Origin of the sequence: Streptomyces sp. NPDC127119 (assembly GCF_042677425.1) — a bacterium.
In the GTDB taxonomy this organism is placed as follows: domain Bacteria; phylum Actinomycetota; class Actinomycetes; order Streptomycetales; family Streptomycetaceae; genus Streptomyces.
The window spans coordinates 14,379-29,523 of sequence record NZ_JBHXTO010000011.1 but is presented as its reverse complement, the minus strand read 5'-3'; the positions used below and the strand labels follow the sequence as shown (position 1 = coordinate 29,523).

Here is a 15,145-nt window from a genome sequence, read left to right as displayed (position 1 = left end):
GACTTCCCCGCCGCGCAGGATGCAAGGTCTGCCCGTCACCCCAGACCCACACCGTCGCAAAGGAGCCCGGTCACCGTGCGCATGCCTCGCAGAGCACTCGCCGCCGCTGTCGTCGCCCTGGTCCTGCCGCTCAGCGCCTGCGGCTCCGGGGGTGACGACAGCGGTTCCACGGACGCCTCCGGCAAGGTCGAGGGCGACATCACCTTCCAGACCTGGAACCTGCGGGCCAACTTCAAGCCGTACTTCGAGGGTCTGGTCGCCGACTTCGAGAAGAAGTACCCCGGCACGAACGTGAAGTGGGTCGACCAGCCCGCCGAGGGCTACGCCGACAAGATCAGCGCCGACGCGGCCGGCGGCACCCTGCCCGACGTCGTGAACGTCTCGCCCGACCTGGTCGCCCCGCTCGCCAAGGCGGGCCTCGCGCTCGACCTCGACAAGGCCGCCGCGAAGTACAAGAAGGAGTACCTGCCGGGTGCGTGGGCCAGCCACGAGATACCGGGCATGGAGGGCACGTACGCCTTCCCGTGGTACTTGAACACCGGCCCGCTCTTCTACAACAAGTCGCTGTTCGAGGAGGCCGGCCTGGACGCCGCGAAGCCTCCGAAGACGTACGACGAACTCTTCGACGACGCGCTGGAGCTGGCCGACAAGAGTGACGGCAAGGTCGCGACCCTGGCGAACGTGCCCACCATCGAGGACTTCGGCCGGTACGGCGTCGAGCTGATGAACAATGAGGGCACGGCCTTCGCCTTCAACGACGTCAAGGGCGTGGAACTCCTCACCGAGTACAAGAAGTTGTACGACGCCAAGGCCCTCGACTCGCAGGCGCTGACCGCCACTCCCGAGTCGTCCGGCAAGAAGTTCCTCACCGGGGCCGTCGCCATGAACCCGGGCAGCGCCCTGGACCTCGGCAACTTCAAGAAGCAGGCGCCGAACCTCTACAAGAACATCGGCATCACCGACCAGATCACCAGCACCGGCAAGGTCAACATGTATGTGATGGGCGTGATGGTGAACGCGCGGACCAAGCAGAAGCCCGCCGCCGTCGCCTTCGCGCACTTCGTCACCGACGCGCAGAACCAGATGTCGTTCGCCAAGAAGGTCGCGATCTTCCCGAGCACCGCTGGTTCGCTCGACGACCCGTACTTCACCGAGGAGGACGGCACCGATGAGACCCGGGTGCGGATCGCCGCCGCCAAGTCCCTGAAGAACGCCGTCAACTACACGCCGGTGCTGTTCAGCGAGCAGATGAAGACCGAACTGCGCAACTCCGTCGCCAAGGCGCTGCAGGGCAAGGTGAGCCCGAAGGAAGCCCTCGACAACGCTGTCAAGGCGTGTGACCGCCTGCTCCAGCAGCAGGGCTGATCGACATGGCGAGTTCCTCCGGTACGGCCTCCTCCAGTACGGCTTCACCCGGCACGGTCTCCGCGGGTGGGGCGGCCGTCGGCAGCGCTCCCGTTGGTGGCGGCCGTGGCGGGCGTTCCGCCGGGGCCGTCGCCCGGGTGCGGCGGCAACTGCCCACCAGTCCCTGGCTGTTCGCCGCCCCGGGGCTGCTGGTCGTGGCCATTTTCATCCTCTATCCGTTCGTCTCGACCGTGGTCAACGCCTTCACCGACCGCCGGACCCTGATCCCCGGCGAGTTCGTGGGCCTGGCCAACTTCCGGGAGCTGCTGCACGACGAGATGTTCTGGATCGGCCTGCGCAACAGCACGCTGTACGTCCTCGGGGTCGTCCCCGCGCTCGTCCTGCTGCCCCTGCTGCTCGCGCTCCTGGTCCAGAAGAACATCCCCGGCATCGCCTTCTTCCGGTCGGCCTTCTACACCCCGGTCGTCGCCTCCATCGTCGTGGTGGGACTCATCTGGGTGTGGCTGCTCGACGAACGCGGCCTGGTGAACTCGCTGCTGGAGGCGATCGGGGTCGGCAGGGTCGGCTTCCTGAGCGACCAGTGGCTGCTCCTGCTGAGCGCCATGACGGTCACGGTCTGGAAGGGCCTCGGCTACTACATGATCATTTATCTGGCCGCGCTCGCCAACGTACCGCGCGAGCTGCACGAGGCCGCGGCCGTGGACGGCGCAGGCGCGGTCCGCCGCTTCCTCACGGTCACCGTGCCCGCCGTCCGCTCCACGATGGTGCTGGTCGGCGCGCTCTCCTCGGTCGCCGCCTTCAAGGTGTTCTCCGAGGTGTACCTGATGGCGGGGCCCGGCGGCGGTCCCGCGGGCGAGGACACCACGCTCGTGATGCTCGTCCAGCGCACCGGCACCGGCCTGACCGGCCGGGTCGGCTACGCCTCCGCCATCTCCGTCGTCGTCTTCGTCGTCACCGTCGCGCTGATGCTGCTCGTGCTGCGCGCCGACCGGAAGGAGGACGCGTGAGTGCCGCCGAGAAGGTGCGGGAGGTGCCGGCCGGCGCGGAGGCGCGCCGCCGTGGCGGTCGCCGTCGTACGCGCGTCACCGATGAGAACGGGAAGCATGTACGGGTGTGGGAACTCGCCCTCCGCTACGTGCTGTTGCTCGCCGTGCTGGCGCTGACCGTCGGGCCGTTCCTGTGGCAGCTGTCCACCTCGCTGAAGGGGCCGACCGAGGACATCTTCAGCTCGCCGCCGAAGTTCCTGCCCGGTGAACCGACCCTGCACAACTACGAGCGGGTCGCCGACACCATCCCCGTGTGGGACTACGCCCTCAACTCGCTGAAGGTCGCCACCGCCAACGTCGTCACGAACTGCGTCGGCGCGGCGCTCGCGGGCTATGCGCTGGCCCGGCTGCGCTATCGCGGACGCAAGGTGGCCACGCTCGTGTTCATCCTCGCGATGCTCGTGCCCGTGGAGGGGATCATCATCGCCCAGTTCACGACCATGCGTGAGCTGGGTCTGAACAACACGCTCATCGGGGTCGTCCTGCCCGGGTGCATCGGCGCGATGAACGTCCTGCTGATGCGCAACGCGTTCCTCAATCTGCCGTACGAGATCGAGGAGGCGGCCTTCGTCGACGGCGCGAACACGTGGCAGCGGTTTCTGCGGATCGCGTTGCCCTCGGTGAAGGGGACGCTCGCTGTTGTGGCGATCTTCGCGTTCATGGGGGCGTGGGACGACTTCCTGTGGCCGTTGATCGTGCTCAGCGATCCGGACAAGTTCACCCTGACCATCGGGCTCAACTATCTGCACGGCACGTTCGCCAACGATGAGCGGCTGGTCGCCGCGGGCACGATCATCGCCGTGGCGCCGTTGATCGCGCTCTTCGCCTGCCTTCAGCGGTACTTCTTCCGTGGGGGGGGGGAGGGGGCGGTGAAGGGGTGAGCTCTGCGGTGACCTCGCCCTTCTTCGCGGCTTCCGCCCATGGATGTCGGGTGCGGGTGGGTGGGGGCGGAGGTTGGTTGCGCAGTTCCCCGCGCCCCTGAAAGAGCGACGGTCGGTTGTCGGGTGCGGGCCGAAGAGGGCTGGTCGCGCAGTTCCCCGCGCCCCTGAATGGGGCGGCCGGTCGTCGGGTGATCCTCCGCGCCCCCTGTCGGGGCGCAGCCCCGCCTCGAAGGGGCGCGGGGAACCGCGCGACCAGCCCCCACCGGGTCGCACGGTGCGCCCCGTGCCGGTAGCAGCCTGCGCACCGCCCATCCCCCCACATCCGCACCACAGAAACAGGACTAGGAACCCCGGATGTCTTCTGCTGTGCGCTTCGGCGTCAACTACACCCCTAGTGAAGGGTGGTTCCATCACTGGCTCGACTTCGATCTCGACTCCGTGCGGGCCGACCTCGACTCGATCGCCGCACTCGGGCTCGACCACATACGCGTCTTCCCGATCTGGCCCTACTTCCAGCCGAACCGCTCGCTGATCCGCCCGCGTGCCGTGGAACAGCTCGTCGCTCTCGCGGATGCGGCGGCCGAGCGGGGCATGGACGTCAACGTGGACGGCCTGCAGGGTCACTTGTCGAGTTTCGACTTCCTGCCCGCCTGGACGCAGACCTGGCACCGGCGGAATCTCTTCACCGACCCGGAGGTCGTCGAGGGGCAGGCCGAGTATCTGCGGACCCTCGCCGCCGCCCTCGCCGACCGGCCCAACTTCATCGGCATGACCGTGGGCAACGAGGTCAACCAGTTCTCGGCGGGTCCCCACCCGGATCCCGACCGGACGACGGCCGACCTGGTCGACGCCTGGCTGGAGCGGATGCTCGCGGCCTGCGAGAAGGGCGCCCCCGGCAAGCTGCATCTGCACGCGGAGTACGACGCCGCCTGGTACCAGGACGACATGCCGTTCACCCCGGCCCAGGCCGCGCGGCGCGGAGCCGTCACCGCCGTGCACTCGTGGGTCTTCAACGGCACGGCCCAGCGGCACGGGCGTACCGGCGTCGCGACCGAACACCACGCCGCCTATCTGATCGAGCTGAGCAAGGCCTGGGCCGACGACCCCTCGCGCCCGGTCTGGCTCCAGGAGGTCGGCGCACCGGCGCCGCTGGTCCCCGCCGAGCACGCCGCCGCCTTCACCGAGGCGACCGTCGCGAACGCCCTGGACTGCCCGGACCTCTGGGGCGTCACCTGGTGGTGCTCCCACGACGTGTCCCGCGACCTCGCCGACTTTCCCGAACTGGAGTACGGGCTCGGGTTGTTGAGCAACGACCGCCGGGCCAAGGACAGTGCGCGGGTGCTGGCCCGCGCCGCCCGCTCGGCCCGCGAGCACCCGTACATCCCCAAGGTCCGCACCACCGCGCTCGTCGTCCCCGACGACCCCACCGGCCGTTCCGTCTGCGCGCCGGGCGGCCCGGTTTTCGAGGCGTTCTTCCGGCTCACCGCCGACGGCGCCCGACCGACCACCGTCCTCGCGTCCCGCGCGAACGACGTGGAGCACCTCACCGCACGGAACATCACCGAAGTTGTCACACCCGATCAGGTTCCGTAGTCCGTCAGGTTCCGTAACCCCCACAGGAAACAAGAACTCCCACAAGGAGGCACTTGCTCGTGAACCCCACCAGACGCACCGTCCTGCTCGTCGCCGGCACCGGGACGGCCGCCGCCCTGCTCCCGGCAGGACCGGCCGCCGCCGGTCAGGAGGCCGCGGCCGGCCCCGCCGCCGAGGCCGCCCCCGAGGCGCCCCGGCCGTACGCCTCCTACTGGTACCCGGACTCGTTCCCCTCCGGCTCACCGGGCGCGGGCATCACCTGGCGCAGTCTGAAGGCGTGGAGCGCCGCCACCGACGCCGATCTGGCCTTCAACACGGCGTCCGTGCCGCTCGCCGAGCGCTTCACCCCGACCCCGGTGAACTCGACGGCCCGCGCCGGACAGGCCCGTATCCAGTCGCTGGTCTCCTTCGGCCCCACCGCGAGCAACCCCTCGCAGGGCGCGGCCACCGCCGACTACTACGCGCTCACCCACTGGAGTTACGTCGACGAGCTGGTCTTCTGGGGCGGTTCGTCCGGTGAAGGGCTGATCCTCGCGCCGAACGCGCCGATCGTGGACGCGGCCCACCGGCACGGCGTACCCGTCCTCGGCAACGTGTTCCTGCCGCCCGCCGCGTACGGCGGCCAGCTGCAGTGGACGCGTGACCTGGTGCAGAAGGACGCGGCCGGGCACTATCCGCTGGCCGCCCAGCTCGTCGCGGTCGCCGAGGCCCACGGCTTCGACGGCTGGTTCATCAACGCCGAGACGAGCGGCGGGAACGCGGCGCTCGCCACCGACATGCTCGGCTTCCTCACCGAGCTGAAGACGCTCAGCGCGGCGAAGGGACAGCGCGTCACCTGGTACGACTCGATGACCGTCAGCGGCTCGGTGAGCTGGCAGGGCGCCCTCAACAACCAGAACCGGGTGTTCTACCAGGCCGCCGACACGATGTTCATCGACTTCCGCTGGTCGGCGAGCAGTCTTGTCTCCTCCGGTGCCGCCGCTCAGCAACTCGGACGCAGCAAGTACGAGTTGTGGGCCGGCGTCGATGTCGAGGCCAACGGCTGGAACCGGTCCGTGAACTGGGACGCCATGGTCCCCAGCGGTTCGGCGCACGTCGTCTCGGTGGGCTTCTACCGGCCCGAGTGGACCCGCAACCACCTGCCCGCCACCCGTACGCCCGGCGACTTCCACGCCGCCGACGACCGCTTCTGGAGCGGCCGTTCCCTCGATCCGGCCCGCCCCGACACCACCGACACCTGGCGGGCGCCCGCCGTCTCCGTCGCCGACCGCTCGACCGTCACCGCACTGCCGTTCGCGAGCACGTTCAACACCGGGCACGGACTGCGCTGGTACGAGGACGGCGAGGTGACGTCGACGGCCCAGTGGAACCACCTCGGCCTTCAGGACCGGCTGCCGTCCCGGCGCTGGGTGACCCGTACGACGGGCCCGCATCCGGCGGTCACGTTCGACTTCGCGGACGCGTGGTGCGGCGGCAGCAGCGTCCTGGTCGACGGCACCCTGACCGCGCCCACCACGCTCGACCTCTACGGGACCCGCCTGCCGCTCGGCGCGGACACGGTCGTCGAGCTGACCCACCGGGCCGACTCGGGGGACGTGGGCGTAGAACTGGCCGTCGCCACCGCCGAACCGTCGGGCCCCGGGCAGCCCTACGCGTACACGTACTTCCCGGTCACCGTCGGCGACGACTGGGAGACCTCGACGGTACGGCTGACCGGGCTGCCCGCGGACGGCACGGTGCACGCCCTCGGGGTCCGGCTCACCGGGGCCGGGGACGGTGCCGTGAAGTGGCGGCTCGGCGGCCTCTCCGTACGCGATCAGGACGCCCAGGCGCCCGGCACGCCCGTCGACGCCGGCATCACGGGCGCCTCGGGAGGCGATCTGCGCCTCGCCTGGCGCGCGCCCACCGGCGGCGGCGTACGCCATTACACGCTGCACCGGGTACTGCTCGACGGCACCCGGCGCTTCCTCGGCGGAACCGCTCAGCAGGCCTTCTTCGTTGGAGGACTGACAGCCGAAGGAGGCGAGACGGCGGCGAGGTTCGAATTGCGGGCCGTTGGGGAGCTTTACACCGCGTCGGCCCCCGCGACCCTGACCCACACCTGGTGACCGCCGACCACCGGTACCACCGGTAACAGCAACAACCCGCACAACGGAGTTACGGAGCACCCCACATGCATGACGACCGCGGCCTGGTCGAAGCCCGCCTCAAGCGCGTGCTCGACGAGCGCATACGACCCGCCGTGTACCCCGAGTCCGTACCGCTGGAAGTGGCGGTGTGGAACGCGCCCGGCGAGCCGGTGCCCGTCGAGGAGGGGCTGGCGGCCACGCCGTCCCCGGTGGCGGTCGGCGACAGGTGGGGTGCTCCCTGGGGCACCAGCTGGTTCCGGGTGACGGGGACCGTGCCCGAGGAGTGGGCGGGGAAGACCGTCGAGGCCCTGCTCGACCTCGGCTTCGACGAGAACATGCCCGGCTTCCAGTGCGAGGGACTCGTCTACCGGCCCGACGGGACCCCCGTGAAGGGCCTCAACCCGCGCAACCAGTGGGTACGGATCGGGGCGCCCGTCGCGGGCGGCGAGGAGGTGCGCCTGCACATCGAGGCCGCCTCCAACCCCGTCATCCTCGACTACCACCCCTTCCTGCCGACCCGGCTCGGCGACAAGGAGACGGCCGGCAGCGAACCGCAGTACAAACTGGAGCGGATGGACCTCGCCGTCCTCGACGAGACGGTGTGGCAGCTCGTCATCGACCTGGAGGTCCTCGGCGAGCTGATGGCCGAACTGCCCGTGGAGTCCGCCCGCCGCTGGGACATCCTGCGCGCGGTGGAGAAGGCCCTCGACGCCGTCGACCTGCAGAACGTCGGCGCCACCGCCGCCGCGGCCCGCTCCCAGCTGGAAGCGGTGCTGGCGGCTCCGGCCGTGCCCTCCGCCCACCGCATCAGCGCCGTCGGCCACGCGCACATCGACTCGGCGTGGCTGTGGCCGCTGCGCGAGACCGTCCGCAAGGTCGCCAGGACCACGTCGAACATGACCGCGCTCCTGGAGGACGAGCCCGACTTCGTCTTCGCCATGTCGCAGGCCCAGCAGTGGGCCTGGGTGAAGGAGCACCGGCCCGAGGTGTGGACCCGGGTGAAGAAGGCCGTCGCCGACGGGCGGTTCGTGCCCACCGGCGGCATGTGGGTCGAGTCCGACACCAACATGCCCGGCTCGGAGGCCATGGCCCGCCAGTTCGTGCACGGCAAGCGGTTCTTCATCGACGAGTTCGGTGTCGACAACGACGAGGCCTGGCTGCCCGACACCTTCGGCTTCGCCGCCGGACTGCCCCAGATCATCAAGGCGGCCGGCTCCAAGTGGCTGCTCACACAGAAGATCTCCTGGTCGCAGACCAACAAGTTCCCGCACCACACCTTCCAGTGGGAGGGCATCGACGGGACGCGGATCTTCACGCACTTCCCGCCCGTCGACACGTACAACTGCTCGATGAAGGGCAGCGAGATCGCCCACGCGGCGAACAACTTCAAGGACAAGGGTGTCGCCCGGCACTCCCTCGCCCCGACCGGCTGGGGTGACGGAGGCGGCGGCACGACCCGCGAGATGGTCGCCAAGGCGGCCCGCCTGAGGGACCTCGAAGGCTCGGCGACCGTGGTCTGGGAGGCCCCGGAGAAGTTCTTCGAGAAGGCGGAGGCCGAGTACCCGAACGCCCCGGTGTGGGTCGGCGAGCTGTATCTGGAGCTGCACCGCGCCACCCTCACCAGCCAGGCCAAGACCAAGCAGGGCAACCGCCGCAGCGAGCACCTGCTGCGCGAGGCCGAACTGTGGGCGGCGACCGCGGCGGTCCGGACCGAGTTCACCTACCCGCACGAGAAGCTGGACCGGCTCTGGAAGACGGTCCTGCTCCACCAGTTCCACGACATCCTGCCCGGCTCGTCCATCGCCTGGGTGCACCGCGAGGCCCGCAAGACCTATGAGGCGGTGGCCGAGGAACTGAACGGGATCATCGGCGCGGCCCAGCGCGCGCTGGTCGGCGAGGGCACGACCACCCTCGCCTTCAACTCCGCGCCGCACACCCGCGACGGAGTGCCCGCCGGTGGTGCGCGCACCCCGGCCGTCGGCGGCGAGTGCACGCTCGTGCCGCGCACGGACGGCGGCTTCGTCCTCGACAACGGATGTCTGCGCATCGAGATCGACGAGCGCGGACTCGTGGTCTCCGCGTTCGACCTCGCCGCGGACCGCGAGACCCTCGCCCCCGGCGAGGCGGCCAACCTGCTGCAGATCCACCCCGACTTCCCGAACATGTGGGACGCCTGGGACGTCGACGAGTTCTACCGGAACACGGTCACCGACCTGGTCGAGGCCGACGAGGTCGTCCCCGGCGACGACGGGGTCTCGATCCGGATCGTACGGAGCTTCGGCGCGTCCAAGGTCACGCAGGTGCTGTCGCTCGCACCGGGGGAGTGGCGGCTCGACATCGACACCGAGGTCGACTGGCACGAGACGGAGAAGTTCCTGAAGATGGCCTTCCCGCTCGACGTGCACGCCGAGCGGTACGCGTCCGAGACGCAGTTCGGGCACTTCTTCCGGCCGACGCACACCAACACGTCGTGGGAGGCCGCCAAGTTCGAGGCCTGCAACCACCGGTTCGTCCACATGGAGGAGCCCGGCTGGGGCGTCGCCGTCGTCAACGACTCGACGTACGGCCACGACGTGACGCGTACGGTCCGTGAGGACGGCGGTACGACCACCACGGTCCGCGTCTCGCTGCTGCGCGCCCCGCGCTTCCCCGACCCGGAGACCGACCAGGGCGTGCACCGCTTCCGGCACGCGCTGGTGCCCGGTGCGGCGATCGGTGACGCGGTGCGGGAGGGCTGGCGGATCAACCTTCCCCAGCGGAAGGTGGCCGGCGGGGCCTCGGAGGTCGCGCCCCTGGTGACCGTCGCGCAGGACGCGGTCGTGGTCACGGCGCTGAAGCTGGCCGACGACGACAGCGGCGATGTCGTGGTCCGCTTCCACGAGTCGAGGGGCGGGCGCAGTCAGGCGACGCTCACGGCGGGCTTCGACGTCGAGTCGGTCACGGTGACGGACCTCCTGGAACGCCCGATCGCCGAGGCCACCGAGCCGGAGCGCGACGGCAACAGGATGACCCTGAAACTCCGCCCGTTCGAACTGGTGACGCTCCGCCTCAGGCGCGCCTGAGGTCTTTCGGCCGACTGAGGCCGCGCCGGGCTTCCACCGCGCCCCGTAACCTGCGGGCCCGGTGGGGGCCGATCGCGCGCTTCCCCGCGCCCCTGGAGACGGGCCGGTGATCGGGTGCGGGTCCGGTGGGGGTTGCTCGCGCAGTTCCCCGCGCCCCTGAAAGCGGGGCTGCGCCCCAGCTTTCATGCCTTGAGGAGCGCGGGGAACCACGCGCTCAGCCCCCTCCGCGCCGCAGGGTGCCCACCGGACCTCAGGTCCCGCCCCCAAGGGGCGCGGGGAACTGCGCGCCCAGCCCCCTCCGGGCCACAGGGTGCCCACCGGACCCCAGGCTGTGCCTTTGAGGGGCGCGGGGAACTGCGCGCCCAGCCCCCACCGGGCCGCAGGGTGCCCACCGGGCCCCGGGTCCCGCCCTCTAGGGGCGCGGGGAACTGCGCGAGCAACCCCCACCGGCCCGCGGGCGAAGCGCGGCCCCGGGCTCGGGCGCAGGTTCAGCCTGCTAAGGCTGGAGCTGGGCCCGAAGCCACTCCTCCACCTCGCCCACATGCGCCGCCGCAGCGGCCCGAGCCGCCTCCGGATCATGGGCGACCAGCGCCCGGTGAATCGCGGCATGCTCCCGCCGGGTCCGCTCGAACGCCCCCTCCTCCTGATACCCCCGCCACACCCGCGCCCGGAACGTCCGCGAGGACAGTCCGTCCAGGATGGCCGCCATCGTCTCGTTGCCCGCGGCGCCCGCGATGACCCGGTGGAACGCCAGGTCGTGGGAGAGGATCTCCTCCGGGTCGTCCGTGGCGTTCATCGCCGTCAGATGCTTCTCCACCTCGGCGAGCTGGTCGGCGGTGATCCGCGCGGCGGCCAGCGCCGTCGCCGTCGACTCCAGGATCCGCCGCACTTCGAGGAGTTCGACCAGTTGCGGACCGCGGGAGAGATCCGCGACGACCCCGAAGGTCTCCAGCAGATCCCCGGCCTCCAGCTGCGTGACGTAGATCCCGGACCCGTGCCGGGCCTCCAGTACGCCCAGCACCGTGAGCGCCCGGATCGCCTCGCGCATGGAGCTGCGCGAGATGCCGAGCTGCGCGGCCAGATCGCGTTCGGTCGGCAGCCGTGCGCCCGGCTCGAGACGGCCCTCGCCGATCATCGCCTTGAGCTGGTCGATGGCGCGCTGGGTCACGGTCCCCTTCTGGGGGGCCGGAGAGGGGGCCGCAGCCGGGGCCGCCGTCGCCGCCTCGGGCAGGCTCTCGTCCACGCCATGTCCTCCTGTCGCCGGGTGCGCCGCAGTCTAACCACTCAGGTGGTCGGACCACTACGCGCGAAAACAGTGAAAATCACGGCCCAGGGGTGTTGTGGGAGCGAAGTGGTCTGATAAATATTCCTGGCACCTGCTCGATCGCACTCGATCACGCTCAATGAGGAGCCGATAGATGGCCGGCAGAACTGTGCGGTACAGGAACGGGCGAAACGCCTCGCGAGCGATCTGTGCGACGGCCGCGGCCGTCTGCGCCGCCCTCGCGCTCACGGCATGCGGCAGCACCAAGGACACCGTCGACTCCGGCGGCGGCAAGGGCGACGGCAGCGGCAAGGTCGGAGTGATCCTGCCCCTGCTGACCTCGCCGTTCTGGCAGTCGTACAACGACTACGTGCCCAAGATGGCGAAGTCCGAGGACGTCGACGCCCTCAAGACCGTCAACTCCAACAGTGACCCCTCGCAGCAGATCACGGACATCAACAACCAGCTGAACCAGGGCGTGAAGGGCCTCGTCGTGGCCCCCCTGGACAGTGCCGCGATCTCCGCGGGCCTCGACCAGGCCGAACGCAAGGGCGTGCCCGTGGTCGCCGTCGACGTGGCGCCCGAGAAGGGCAAGGTCGCGATGGTCGTCCGCGCCGACAACGTGGCGTACGGGGAGAAGGCCTGCGAGTACCTCGGCAAGGAGATCCCCTCGGGCAAGGTCGTGCAGATCATGGGCGACCTCGCCTCGGTCAACGGCCGCGACCGCTCGGAGGCCTTCCGTACCTGCGTCAAGGAGAAGTTCCCGAAGCTGAAGGTCCTGGAGATCCCCGCCAAGTGGGAGTCCGACACCGCCGCCTCGAAGCTGGACACGCTCCTCAACGCCAACCCCGACATCAAGGGCATCTACATGCAGGCGGGCGGCGTCTATCTCGCGCCCACGCTGCAGACCCTCAAGTCCAAGGGACTGCTGAAGAAGGCCGGCGAGAAGGGCCACATAGCGATCGTCTCGAACGACGGCATCCCGCAGGAGTTCGACGCGATCCGCAAGGGCCAGATCGACGCCACGGTCTCACAGCCCGCCGACCTCTACGCCAAGTACGGCATGTACTACATCAAGGCCGCGATGGCGGGGAAGACCTTCGAGCCGGGTCCCACGGACCACGGTTCGGAGATCGTCAAGCTGCCCAGCGGCAGCCTTGAGGACCAGCTGCCCGCGCCGCTGGTGACCAAGGACAACGTCGACGACCCCGAGCTGTGGGGCAACACGGTCACATGAGTACACCACCACTCGTCGAGGCGCGGGACATCGCCAAGCGGTACGGCCCCACCGTCGCCCTCGCCGACGGACGACTGACCGTGCGCGCGGGCGAGTCCCACGCACTCGTCGGCCGCAACGGCGCGGGCAAGTCCACCCTCGTCACCGTCCTGACCGGCCTCCAGGCACCCGACGAGGGCACGGTCCGCTTCGACGGCGAGCCCGCGCCCGCGCTGACCGACCGGGACGCCTGGCGGCGCAAGGTGGCCTGCGTCTACCAGAAGCCCACCGTCGTACCGGAGCTGACGGTCGCCGAGAACCTCTTCATCAACCGGCAGCCCCGGGGCCGCGGCGGCTTCATCAGCTGGCGCCGGCTGAAGAGCGAGGCCGCCGAGGTGCTCGACACCTGGGACGTGCGCGTCGACCCCGAGGCGCGGACCGCCGACCTCAAGGTCGAGGACCGTCAAATGGTCGAGATCGCAAGGGCGTTGAGCTTCGGCGCGCGGTTCATCGTCCTCGACGAGCCGACCGCCCAGCTCGACAACCGCGAGATCGAGCGCCTCTTCACCCGGATGCGCGCACTCCAGGAGTCCGGCGTCACCTTCCTGTTCATCTCGCACCACCTCCAGGAGGTGTACGAGGTCTGCCAGACCGTGACGGTCCTGCGGGACGCCCGCTGGATCACCACCGCACCGGTCGCGGACCTGCCGCGGGCCGCCCTGGTCGAGGCCATGGCGGGGGAGTCCATCGCCGCCGTGGAGGAGAAGGCCGCCCGCGGGGACGTGGCCGCCGACGCGCCCGTCGTCCTCGAAGCGCACGGGCTGACCTCGGACGCGTACGAGAGCGTCGATCTGAGCGTGCGCGGCGGCGAGGTCGTCGGTCTCGCCGGGTCCAGCGGCAGCGGCAAGATCGAGCTGGCCGAGTCCTTCACGGGACTGCACTCACCGACCGCGGGCACGGCCCGGCTGGACGGCAGGCGGCTGCCGTTCGGCGATGTGACGGCCGCCCTGCGGGCCGGTGTCGGCTGCGTGCCGCGCGACCGGCACGGCCAGGGTCTCGTCTTCGGGATGACCGTCGGCGACAACGCCACCCTGACCGTCCTGGACCGGCTCGGCCGGTACGGATTCGTCGGCACCGACCGGCGGCGCGGCGTCGCCGGTGAGCTGATCGAACGCCTCGACATCCACACCGAGGGACCCGACCAGCCCGTGTCCGACCTCTCCGGCGGCAACGCCCAGAAGGTCGTCATGGCGCGGGCGCTCGCCTCCGACCCCAGACTGCTGGTCCTGATCAACCCCACCGCGGGCGTCGACGTGAAGTCCAAGGAGTCCCTGCTCTCCCGCATGGACTCGGCCCGTGACGACGGCACCGCCGTCCTCGTCGTCTCCGACGAACTCGACGACCTGCGCCGCTGCGACCGCGTCCTCGTCCTCTTCCACGGCCGCGTCGTCGCCGAGCACCCGGCGGGCTGGCGCGACCACGAGCTGATCGCCTCCATCGAAGGAGTGGACCACCATGGCTGACACGAAGGCCCCGTCGGCCTCGGCCCCCACCCCTCTGCGCCCCCTGCGGAGCAAGGCCGACGCCAAGGCCGTCCTCCTGCGCCGGGCACGCGAACTCGCCCTCGTACCGGCCCTGTTGCTGCTGCTGGTGCTCGGCGCGTTCGTCAACGACGCCTTTCTCACCGAGCAGAACCTGATCTCCGTCCTGGGTGCCTCGGCGGCCCTCGCGATGGTCGTGCTCGCCGAGTCGCTCGTCCTCATCACCGGCAAGTTCGACCTCTCCCTGGAGTCGGTCGTCGGCATCGCGCCCGCCGTCGGCGCGCTGTTGCTGCTGCCCGCCTCGCAGTCCGGCTGGGGCACGGAGCTGCCCGCCGGACTCGCCCTGCTCGCGATCCTCGTCGTCGGCGCGGTCATCGGCGGGTTCAACGGCTTCCTCGTCGTGAAACTCAAGCTCAACGCGTTCATCGTGACCCTCGCGATGCTCATCATCCTGCGCGGTCTGCTCGTCGGCGCGACCGAGGGCAAGACGCTGTTCGGGATGCCCGACGCGTTCTACACCCTGGCCACCACCACCTTCCTGACCGTGCCGATCTCGGTGTGGCTGGCTGCGGCGGCGTTCGCCGTGGCCGGATTCGTCCTCAAGTACCACCGCTGGGGACGGGCCCTGTACGCGATCGGCGGCAACCCGGACGCGGCGCGCGCGGCCGGCATCCGGGTCGAGCGGGTCATGCTCGGCGTGTTCGTCGTCGCGGGGACCCTCGCCGCGGTCGGTGGGCTGATGCAGACCGGGTATGTCGGTGCGATCAACGCCAACCAGGGGCAGAACATGATCTTCACGGTGTTCGCCGCCGCGGTGATCGGGGGGATCAGCCTCGACGGGGGCAAGGGCACGATGTTCGGCGCCCTGACGGGCGTTCTCCTTCTTGGGGTGGTTCAGAACCTGCTGACCCTTGCGCAGGTGCCGTCCTTCTGGATCCAGGCCATTTACGGGGGGATCATCCTCGTCGCCTTGATGATCGCTCGGGTGACCACCGGCCGGGCGCAGGACTGAGCGTGGTGTGCACCCTGCGGGTCCGTCGTGGCTGAG

10 protein-coding genes are annotated in these 15,145 nt (G+C 70.2%); 9 read left to right on the top strand and 1 reads right to left on the bottom strand.

What is annotated here, in order from left to right:
* The first annotated feature begins 81 nt into the window (after positions 1 to 81).
* The 6 genes from ACFVH5_RS08120 (at position 82) to ACFVH5_RS08095 (ending at position 10,076) form a co-directional block, all read left to right on the top strand.
* Positions 82 to 1,365: an ABC transporter substrate-binding protein gene (locus ACFVH5_RS08120; protein ID WP_385832715.1), complete on the top strand. Its 1,284-nt coding sequence runs from the start codon at positions 82 to 84 to the stop codon at positions 1,363 to 1,365.
* A 5-nt stretch (positions 1,366 to 1,370) separates the two neighbouring features.
* A complete protein-coding gene (locus tag ACFVH5_RS08115) occupies positions 1,371 to 2,372 on the top strand; it encodes a carbohydrate ABC transporter permease (protein ID WP_385832714.1) in 1,002 nt (333 codons plus the stop codon).
* Complete coding sequence (locus ACFVH5_RS08110) at positions 2,369 to 3,292, top strand: carbohydrate ABC transporter permease (protein WP_385832713.1); 924 nt, start codon at positions 2,369 to 2,371, stop codon at positions 3,290 to 3,292. Before ACFVH5_RS08115 ends, ACFVH5_RS08110 begins: the two co-directional genes overlap by 4 nt.
* Before the next feature lie 354 nt (positions 3,293 to 3,646).
* Positions 3,647 to 4,885 (top strand): glycosyl hydrolase, encoded by a 1,239-nt coding sequence (locus tag ACFVH5_RS08105; RefSeq protein WP_385832712.1) that lies wholly within the window; start codon positions 3,647 to 3,649, stop codon positions 4,883 to 4,885.
* A gap of 59 nt (positions 4,886 to 4,944) precedes the next feature.
* A complete protein-coding gene (locus ACFVH5_RS08100; protein ID WP_385832711.1) occupies positions 4,945 to 6,993 on the top strand; it encodes an endo-beta-N-acetylglucosaminidase in 2,049 nt (682 codons plus the stop codon).
* A gap of 65 nt (positions 6,994 to 7,058) precedes the next feature.
* Complete coding sequence (locus ACFVH5_RS08095; protein ID WP_385832710.1) at positions 7,059 to 10,076, top strand: alpha-mannosidase; 3,018 nt, start codon at positions 7,059 to 7,061, stop codon at positions 10,074 to 10,076.
* A gap of 496 nt (positions 10,077 to 10,572) precedes the next feature.
* On the opposite strand, the gene ACFVH5_RS08090 is transcribed toward ACFVH5_RS08095, so the two are convergent.
* Entirely contained in the window at positions 10,573 to 11,319 is a 747-nt protein-coding gene (locus ACFVH5_RS08090) for a FadR/GntR family transcriptional regulator (protein WP_385832709.1), read from the bottom strand.
* A 175-nt stretch (positions 11,320 to 11,494) separates the two neighbouring features.
* Here ACFVH5_RS08090 and ACFVH5_RS08085 point away from each other — a divergent pair, with 175 nt between their 5' ends.
* From ACFVH5_RS08085 to ACFVH5_RS08075, 3 genes are read left to right on the top strand one after another with little or no spacing between them, the layout of a single operon-like run.
* On the top strand, positions 11,495 to 12,577 hold the full coding sequence (locus ACFVH5_RS08085; RefSeq protein ID WP_385832707.1) for a sugar ABC transporter substrate-binding protein: 1,083 nt from the start codon (positions 11,495 to 11,497) through the stop codon (positions 12,575 to 12,577).
* Complete coding sequence (locus tag ACFVH5_RS08080; protein ID WP_385832706.1) at positions 12,574 to 14,079, top strand: sugar ABC transporter ATP-binding protein; 1,506 nt, start codon at positions 12,574 to 12,576, stop codon at positions 14,077 to 14,079. The genes ACFVH5_RS08085 and ACFVH5_RS08080 overlap by 4 nt, the downstream gene beginning before the upstream one ends.
* On the top strand, positions 14,072 to 15,109 hold the full coding sequence (locus tag ACFVH5_RS08075; RefSeq protein WP_385832705.1) for an ABC transporter permease: 1,038 nt from the start codon (positions 14,072 to 14,074) through the stop codon (positions 15,107 to 15,109). The genes ACFVH5_RS08080 and ACFVH5_RS08075 overlap by 8 nt, the downstream gene beginning before the upstream one ends.
* Positions 15,110 to 15,145: the final 36 nt, after the last annotated feature.